The organism is Gallibacterium faecale, from assembly GCF_027920745.1.
GTDB classification, from domain to species: domain Bacteria; phylum Pseudomonadota; class Gammaproteobacteria; order Enterobacterales; family Pasteurellaceae; genus Gallibacterium; species Gallibacterium faecale.
The window spans coordinates 1-7,898 of sequence record NZ_JAQIBB010000116.1 but is presented as its reverse complement, the minus strand read 5'-3'; the positions used below and the strand labels follow the sequence as shown (position 1 = coordinate 7,898).

Below are 7,898 nucleotides of genomic sequence, written 5' to 3'. Positions count from 1 at the left end.
ATCAGTAGCAAATAGCCATTGATTATTGATTCCATATTTTATAACTTGATTATTATCTGTACGAATAAGACGTAACCCTACACTTGGGTTTCTCTCTCCATTTGTCAATAAAGTGAGAATATCAGAATCATTTGAATCACGCGCATTATTATCAAAAAGAGTAGCGTAAATATTATTTAATTGTATTAAATAAGAACCTTGAAATATCGGATTAGTATCATCTGGACAATCTAATTGAAGTGTGAAATTCCCCGAATTAATATTATTCGCATTACCTGATAATAAATCTTTTACTGAAATATCATCTAAATAAACAGTCTGATTTGGATTATTTAATGTACATGTATAAGGTTTGGTAATAATAGTTGGAGGCGTAATATTAATATTAAATGAGTCTGTATCCTCTTGATCGAGCCATGGGTTTAAAGTGAGAGCTCTTCTATTTGCAATCAAATTAACTGTAGCTAATTTTTTTATTGTTTCTGTTGGCACCGTATAAGAACTGGGTTTAAGTATAATAGGATAAACATGAATGGAAATAGTGGGGGTCCAATAACAATAATTGTTCTGATGAACAGGGGCCAGAGTATTATAGTCTATTAACAGTTTAGTTTGTTGGCTTGTTACCCTTGTTGTTTTATTTTGTAAAGTAAAATCAATTATATAACCAATAGAGTCTGACTGATTAAATACATAGATAGTATACCCAGCCGCTGAGCCAAGATTAGAAGCCTGTAACTCAGGATTCAATGTTAATATAGCTTCTAAGTAGGAATTGTTACATATACTGATCGGTAGGTTATCATAAGATATGGAGATATTTTTTGTGTAATGTATTTCTGATAATTTTCTCATTTGATTGAAGTTTCTTGGATAATATAGAGTACCAGAATTAGAAGTTAAATTAATATCATTTATTGGTTGTATTGTTATTGCAAATACTTGCTTAGGTAATAAAGAAATAATGGTTAAAGTGGAATATAAAAAAATAATCACTGTTTTGGGTATGAATTTCATTTATAAACCTCTAATTAGTTAGCGATAATCTGGCAAGTCTGTTTTTTAATAATCGGTTGTTGCGGATTTTCTGGTTGATCCTGTTCAGTAATTTGATAACTAAATTGGCATTGTTCATTTTCAGTATTCCCCCAGATGACTTTTATAGTACCTTCGTTTGGTATATCTCGTGTATAAAGACGTCCACCTTGTACAACAATACCAATAGGTGAATTATTTTGATCGTAAGCTTCAGCTGCCATTGGTGGGGTATCTTGATTTGGTAAAGTTAAATCAAAAAAGACAATTTTTCCTGATTGTGTTGTAAATTCAACTAAAACAGCACTATTTGCCCGAGGGATCACCTGCTTACTGGTTGAGGAAAGATCTACATCTAATGGTAAATTACTTGGATCAATACTTACCTGATTTAGTTGATAAGGAGATAGATAAGGAACAATACCATTGCCAAACATATCGAGTTCACTACCCCAATTATTTTCAATTATTGCACCACTTGCACCTTCTGCATGAATAATAGCAAATGTATCACTCATAGTATTACTTAAAGTAATGCCATAAGGGTGTGCAACAATTGCTCCGGATGCGCTTATACCATATTGGTGATTTTGTTGGTTATCTTGTGTAGTAGAAACATTCAGTTTTGCATAAGATGAATTGTAATCAGCATAAGCTGAATAAGAAGTATAATTTTGTTTAGTTCGATAAGCGGATAAATTGTAATTATATTGATGGATATTGTCCAAAAGAACCAGTCAAAGATAACTGCTGATTTGAGTTATTTCTACTATTAATGGTAGATGCGGTTAATTGTGGAGAATATTCGTTGTGCCCTAAAGGTATAGACATATGGAATGACCATTGATTATCTTTTTGTCCTGAAAAATGATCGACAGATTGTGAAAAATTAAATTGAAAATCAATTAATCCCCAATGATGGCTATAACCAATTTGATATTGGCTAGATTTATTATTTTGGTTCCAATAACTGTAAGTTGAACCAGACAAATAGAGATTACCCCAGTTATTAGGTAATGCTTGGTTAATTGAAACTTGTATCTGTTGCTTTAGATTATAATGGGAATCCGAAATATCATAATATCTACCCAATATAGGATCATTAGCTAAGATAACATCATTCAATTGATAAAAATCTGGCGAAAGATAACGCGATGCAGAAATATAAAAATAGGTATTGGTTTTTGGCAAAGCGTTGTTATAACTCAAATTTACACGATAAGCGCGTTTTTGTTGTCTTTGTTGAATAAAATTGGTCCTCGCTTGAGTAACTTCAGCAGTAACATTGCCAAGTTGTGCAGAACCAATTGTTGCACCTAGAGTAGCTGATTGATAATTTTGTGACCAAAGAATACCTGTGCGAATAGTTAAATTATTTATCAATCCATATTGCCATTCAAATAAAGCAAGTTTTTGGTCAAAAACTTGTTGGCTATTTCGATAGTACCCAGCGGCTAATGAATAACGGCTATATCCAGGTCTAATTAAACGAGACATTGTTGCAACAGGTACAGTAAAAGAACGTTTTTGACCATTTGCTTCAGTAATTTCAACAATTAAATCGTCACTATATCCTGTTGGTATAAGTCATCAATTTTAAAAGGACCAGCGGGAACTGTGGCTTCATAGATTACATAGTTATTTTGGCGTACAGTTACTTTTGCATTACTGTTAGCAACCCCTTGGATGACAGGAGCATAACTGCGAACGGAGTTGGGTAACATAGCATCATCTGAAGTTAAACTTGCACCACGAATGGCTATATTTTCCATTACCTCATTGCGTGTAGTGAAATCACCCAACATAAATTGAGATCTTAGAAATGCAACATCATGTTGGAGATAGTTGTCATTGTTAATATAACCTTGGGATTCTTGATTAAACCAAGAGATAGATCCTCGATGGCGAAGTGCCCAACCAGCAAAATTAATTCCAGAGTATAAACTTAAATAAGATTGTGTATTTTTCTGTTCAGCAGATTGATATTGATAGGTATTGGCGTCGTAATTCACAAAAAAAGTTGGGACACCATTTTGCCATTGTGCCGGAGAAATATAGCCTCTAGGGCGTTGTACTACATAAGCTTGTGGAATTTCAACATTAAAACGTAACGCATTAATATCAAAATTAGCTTTTCCTTCAGGAATAGTAATAGAAAATGGTAAGCAATTGTTGTTTTCTGTCTGTTGTTCAGAAGAAGAATGGATCGCCTCATCTTTTAGATCTAATAAATCTAATAATTCAGGAGTAAGACAAATTTCACTTTTATTATTGATATCAATAACATTCATATCAAACTTGCCTTTCCATTCAGTATTCAGATAAAGGTCAATATTATAATAATTACCTGGGGTAATCGCATTACCAGTATTAAAACGATTTGTATCAATAGTTTTTTGGCCTAATTCTTGATGTAAAAAAGAACTATCAAATTCCACTTTTTCTGCGGCATGAACAAAACTATAAGGCAGAATAAAAGAACATAATGAGAAAAAAATCATTATGTTCTTCTGTTGTAGTCGTTTACTGATACTATCAATAATCACGCTATTACCAACGATAAAATAATTAATTAATTCTATTGCAGAGTACTAGTGCCTGATTGTAACCCACCATAATCATTGATTGTTGTCCATTTAACTGTACTACCACTAATATTGCCGTTCATAGCAAAATCATACGTTGAAAATGGTGCCACCATCCCCGCCTGAATAGATGAACTACCAGCAGTTAGATTAGAAAAAGTAATATAATAAGGTGTTAGGTTATTTGCTCGAAGAGCTGGTTTACCATTTATTGTTGATTTTGACCAAGTTACTTTCTGATATGCTTGTTGTGGTGAAATAGTAAAGTTTTGTGGTCGATAGAAAAGTTTTATTCTGCTACGAATTGCAAACTGCAGATAATTGTGTGATTCACCGGCTTTTGGCTTTGGTGGAATATCCATAATATTGAGATAAAAAACAGATTCTCTGTCATTAGGTAAAGGCTCTCCAGTATAAGTAATACGAATTGTTTGGTTTGTATGAGCTTCCATACGGGACACTGGAGGAGTGATCACAAATGGAACTTTGATTTTACTGGTATCTTCATCTGCACGACCATCATCTAACCAAGCTTGCATTAAAGCTGGGCGAGAGCTATCGTTGGTTAATTGCACATTAACACTTTTTTGTTGAGCAGGGTAAATAACACGGGTTCCAAGAATAATAATATTTGCTTGAACAGCATTACTTAAAAATAATAATCCAAAGAGTAATTTTTTGAACATAGAGATACCCAAAGAGATAATGTATATATAAATAGAAAACGGGCATAGAATGCCCGTAATATAAAAAAGAAAGTTTATTAGTTATAGATAATTGTGTAATTCACAGAAGTTTCTACATCACCTTCTGTAGCTGTTCCCGTAGCATAATAACGAGCATAATATACCAATGAAATATTGTCTTTATTTGTAAGAGTAACTGCTGATTCTGCATCTTGAGTAGCAATATCTTGATTACTTAAATTTAAAACTGTTTTATTTGCATTTAGAATTTGAATATCTACATTAGATGCATAACCATTACCAGATTTATTAGTTAAACGGCCATTTTGATTGATATTATTCCCATTAAAGAATGCTCGAACAGTATTAATATCTTTATTTGGCCCTGTTTGAGCAGTTGAGGCTGTACAACCTTTTAATTGAATTTGGAATTTTGTTTCACCATTAATATTACCTGCCTCTGCTAATAAACTTTTATTGATAGTAGGAAGTGTGACTGTTAATGGGTCTTGTGTATTAGTAGAATCAACTTTACAAGTAGTTGCTACAATTTTTCCTGCAAAATTAATGGTGCCATCATTTGTTAATGTATTGTCTGCTGCAAATACAGAAGAACTAAAAATTGACGCACCTAAAAATAAAGCTGCTAAAAGCGTTTTTTTCATAAATATTCCTAAAAATCCTTTCTTGAAATTGAGTATAAATAGATAATGTATTTACTACTTATTGAGTAGTAAAAGAGTGAGTACAACGGCGCGCAATTCTAAACGTATTTAGCATGAAGTCAAATTAAATTTTACATTTTTATAAAAAAATTTTCAATATGTTTGATTAGTGTTTTCTATAAATTACCCCTTCCCTGCAAACATCAAAGAATGGTAAATAAGTTATTGTGATAGTTGAAGTTAATTGACTTAATTCGTTACTGTTATTGTTGTTAATATAAAAAAAATTGTTACGTAATGATTATTGTTGGGGAGTGATAGGGATAATATTATTCTCTTGTTAAAGAGAATGGATTCTCTATAATCATCTTTTTAAGTAAAGAAAGTGATGGACTGCATTATGACATTAGATTTAACAGAGATTCGCCATAAAATTACGCAAATTGATCGGGAAATTTTAAAGTTATTGGCGGAGAGACATCAAATTGCTTATGACGTGGTGAGAAGTAAAGAGATTACTAAAAAGCCGTTACGTGATATTGAGCGTGAACAGCAATTATTAGATGCATTGATTCGTTATGCAGATAGTCAAGATTATCAGCTTAATCCGCAATATATTACCGAAGTATTTCAGAAAATTATTGAAGATTCGGTTTTAACTCAGCAAGTCTATTTACAAAATAAATTAAATCAGCAACGTAAGAATGAAGTGCATATTGCTTTTTTAGGGATGTTAGGTTCTTATTCGAATTTAGCCGCACGTCAATATGCGGAGCGAGGGCAAAAGCAGTTAATTGAGTTAAGTTGTGAATCGTTCCAACAAGTGTTTGATGCAGTCGAACAAGAAAAAGCGGATTATGGTGTATTGCCGATTGAAAATACGACATCAGGTTCAATTAATGATGTGTATGATTTGTTACAGCATACGAACTTACATCTTGTTGGTGAACTCACTTATCCAATCCAGCATTGTGTATTAATTTCACAAACAACAGTATTAACCGAAATTGATACCTTATATAGCCATCCACAAGTTATTCAGCAATGTAGTCAATTTATTAATTCATTACCAGGTGTCCATGTTAAGTATTGTGAAAGCTCTTCACACGCAATGCAGTTAGTTGCAAAAATTAATCGTCCTAATGTTGCGGCTTTAGGTAATGCTGAGGGCGGGAAATTATATGGCTTACAAGTGTTACAAGATGGCATTGCTAATCAAGTCAATAATATTACGCGTTTTATTGTATTAAGTAAGAAACCAGTTGAGGTTTCACCGCAAGTGAGTGCGAAAACGTTATTGTTAATGTCCACTACTCAGCAGGCTGGGGCATTAGTTGATGCGTTATTGGTGTTTAAAAAACATCAGATTATTATGAGCAAATTAGAGTCTCGTCCGATTTATGGTAAACCATGGGAAGAGATGTTCTATGTAGAAATTGAAGCCAATTTACATCAAGAGGCAACACAGCAAGCATTACAAGAATTACAAAATTATTGTAGTTTTGTCAAAGTGTTAGGATGTTATCCAAGTAATATTGTGAAGCCAGCTTGAGGTCGAAAATGAAATTAAGTTTAATTGTGGCAATGACCAAAAATCGCGTGATTGGTTTAGATAATCAGATGCCATGGCATTTGCCAGCAGATTTAGCTTGGTTTAAACAAAACACTTTGGGTAAACCAGTGATTATGGGACGAAAAACCTTTGAGTCGATAGGAAAACCGTTGCCAAAACGTCGAAATATTGTGTTATCAAGAACGGCGGTAGCAATTGATGGTGTAGAGATTGTGACCAGTTTAGAACAAGCGTTAGCACTGGTAAAAGATGAAACTGAGGTAATGATTATTGGTGGTGGGCAATTATTTGCAGAAATGATTGTGCGGGCTGATCGTTTATATCTAACGGAAATTGATACAGTATTAGAAGGTGATACTTATTTCCCTGTAATTGATTTAGAAGAGTGGCAAGTGAGCTTTATGCAAACTCACTTGGCAGATGAAAAAAATCCATATAATTGTTGTTTTAAAATCTTAGAACGCCAACATCAATAGACGCCATAAGCCAATACCAAGTAAGGTAAAAGCTAAACAACCAAACAGATGGAGGCAAATAACGCCTACGCCTGTTAACCATTGTTGATCTAGAAAAATATTAATTACCTCGCCAGAAAAAGAAGAAAAAGTCGTTAAGCTGCCGAGAAAACCAGTAATAAAAAATAGGCGCCACTCGTTACCAATCATCGGATAGGAGATGAGTGCGCCGCTGGCAATACCAATTAAAAAACAGCCTAGATAATTTGCAATTAAAGTACCAAAAGTAAAACCTGTAAAGATTGGGTTTAATAACAAGCTTAGCCCCCAACGAGAACAAGCCCCTAAGGCTGCACCAATCGAAATATAAACAAGCGACAACATAAATATAATGCCTAGATTAAATTAAAGATTGCTCGTAAATAACTCGCCACAGCTTCGTGTCCGTGGTAACCAATGATTTCTAAGTGAGGTAACGCTTTGATAAGCGCTGGATTGGCATTTGCCATAATGCAGCCTTTGCCAACGAAATCCAACATACTTTCATCATTCATTCCATCACCAAAGGCTAAACATTGTTCTGCTGAGAAGTGGCGATCCGCTAATGCTTTTTTAAGTGCATTGCCTTTAGAAACCTGTTTATTCATAATTTCTAAGCAATTTAATGAAGCATAGACAATTTCGGTTTGATCACCATAGGTTTTACGTAAATAGTGCTCTAACTCCAATAAATCAGCTTGAGTTCTGGCAATAAAAAAGACTTTTTCTGTTCCAGAGGCATCATGATGACGAAAGTCAGCGACTTGATACGTAAAACCAGAATCTTGATGGTATTTCGCCATTTGTGGAATATCACGATCGATAAACCAACCTGAATCTTGGTAAGAGTTAACAAAGAT

The 7,898-nt window shown here is 33.7% G+C and carries 8 protein-coding genes and 1 pseudogene; 2 read left to right on the top strand and 7 right to left on the bottom strand.

Going from position 1 to position 7,898, the window contains the following annotated elements; translation table 11 throughout:
- From PF272_RS12165 to PF272_RS12145, 5 genes and pseudogenes are all read right to left on the bottom strand, one after another.
- On the bottom strand, positions 1 to 1,017 hold a 1,017-nt coding region (locus tag PF272_RS12165), incomplete at its 3' end, for a hypothetical protein (RefSeq protein WP_271142959.1).
- Between the two features lie 14 nt (positions 1,018 to 1,031).
- Entirely contained in the window at positions 1,032 to 1,763 is a 732-nt protein-coding gene (locus PF272_RS12160; RefSeq protein ID WP_271142958.1) for a fimbria/pilus outer membrane usher protein, read from the bottom strand.
- Positions 1,741 to 3,536: pseudogene (locus tag PF272_RS12155) on the bottom strand (fimbria/pilus outer membrane usher protein). The gene PF272_RS12160 and the pseudogene PF272_RS12155 overlap by 23 nt, the downstream one beginning before the upstream one ends.
- A gap of 77 nt (positions 3,537 to 3,613) precedes the next feature.
- Positions 3,614 to 4,306 carry a fimbria/pilus periplasmic chaperone gene (locus tag PF272_RS12150; protein WP_271142957.1) on the bottom strand — a complete coding sequence of 231 codons (693 nt, stop codon included), beginning with the start codon at positions 4,304 to 4,306 and terminating at the stop codon, positions 3,614 to 3,616.
- 77 nt (positions 4,307 to 4,383) lie between these two features.
- Complete coding sequence (locus PF272_RS12145) at positions 4,384 to 4,971, bottom strand: fimbrial protein (protein WP_271142956.1); 588 nt, start codon at positions 4,969 to 4,971, stop codon at positions 4,384 to 4,386.
- Positions 4,972 to 5,371: 400 nt separating this feature from the next.
- On the opposite strand from PF272_RS12145, the gene pheA reads away from it, so the two are divergent.
- Positions 5,372 to 6,523, top strand: coding sequence for a prephenate dehydratase (gene pheA, locus PF272_RS12140; RefSeq protein WP_271142955.1), 1,152 nt, complete (start codon positions 5,372 to 5,374; stop codon positions 6,521 to 6,523).
- 8 nt (positions 6,524 to 6,531) lie between these two features.
- Entirely contained in the window at positions 6,532 to 7,020 is a 489-nt protein-coding gene (gene folA, locus PF272_RS12135; protein ID WP_271142954.1) for a type 3 dihydrofolate reductase, read from the top strand.
- On the opposite strand, the gene PF272_RS12130 is transcribed toward folA, so the two are convergent.
- Together PF272_RS12130 and PF272_RS12125 are read right to left on the bottom strand one after the other, a co-directional pair.
- Entirely contained in the window at positions 7,000 to 7,383 is a 384-nt protein-coding gene (locus PF272_RS12130; RefSeq protein WP_271142953.1) for a fluoride efflux transporter CrcB, read from the bottom strand. The genes folA and PF272_RS12130 overlap by 21 nt on opposite strands.
- Positions 7,384 to 7,394: 11 nt before the next feature.
- Positions 7,395 to 7,898: HAD-IIB family hydrolase (locus tag PF272_RS12125; RefSeq protein ID WP_271142952.1), on the bottom strand; the 504-nt coding region annotated here is incomplete at its 5' end.

What these genes read in the sequence shown, in the direction of transcription:
- PF272_RS12150 (WP_271142957.1), bottom strand. Translation starts at nt 4,306, where the DNA reads ATGTTCAAAAAATTACTCTTTGGATTATTATTTTTAAGTAATGCTGTT.
- PF272_RS12145 (WP_271142956.1), bottom strand. Translation starts at nt 4,971, where the DNA reads ATGAAAAAAACGCTTTTAGCAGCTTTATTTTTAGGTGCGTCAATTTTT.
- pheA (WP_271142955.1), top strand. Translation starts at nt 5,372, where the DNA reads ATGACATTAGATTTAACAGAGATTCGCCATAAAATTACGCAAATTGAT.
- folA (WP_271142954.1), top strand. Translation starts at nt 6,532, where the DNA reads ATGAAATTAAGTTTAATTGTGGCAATGACCAAAAATCGCGTGATTGGT.
- PF272_RS12130 (WP_271142953.1), bottom strand. Translation starts at nt 7,383, where the DNA reads ATGTTGTCGCTTGTTTATATTTCGATTGGTGCAGCCTTAGGGGCTTGT.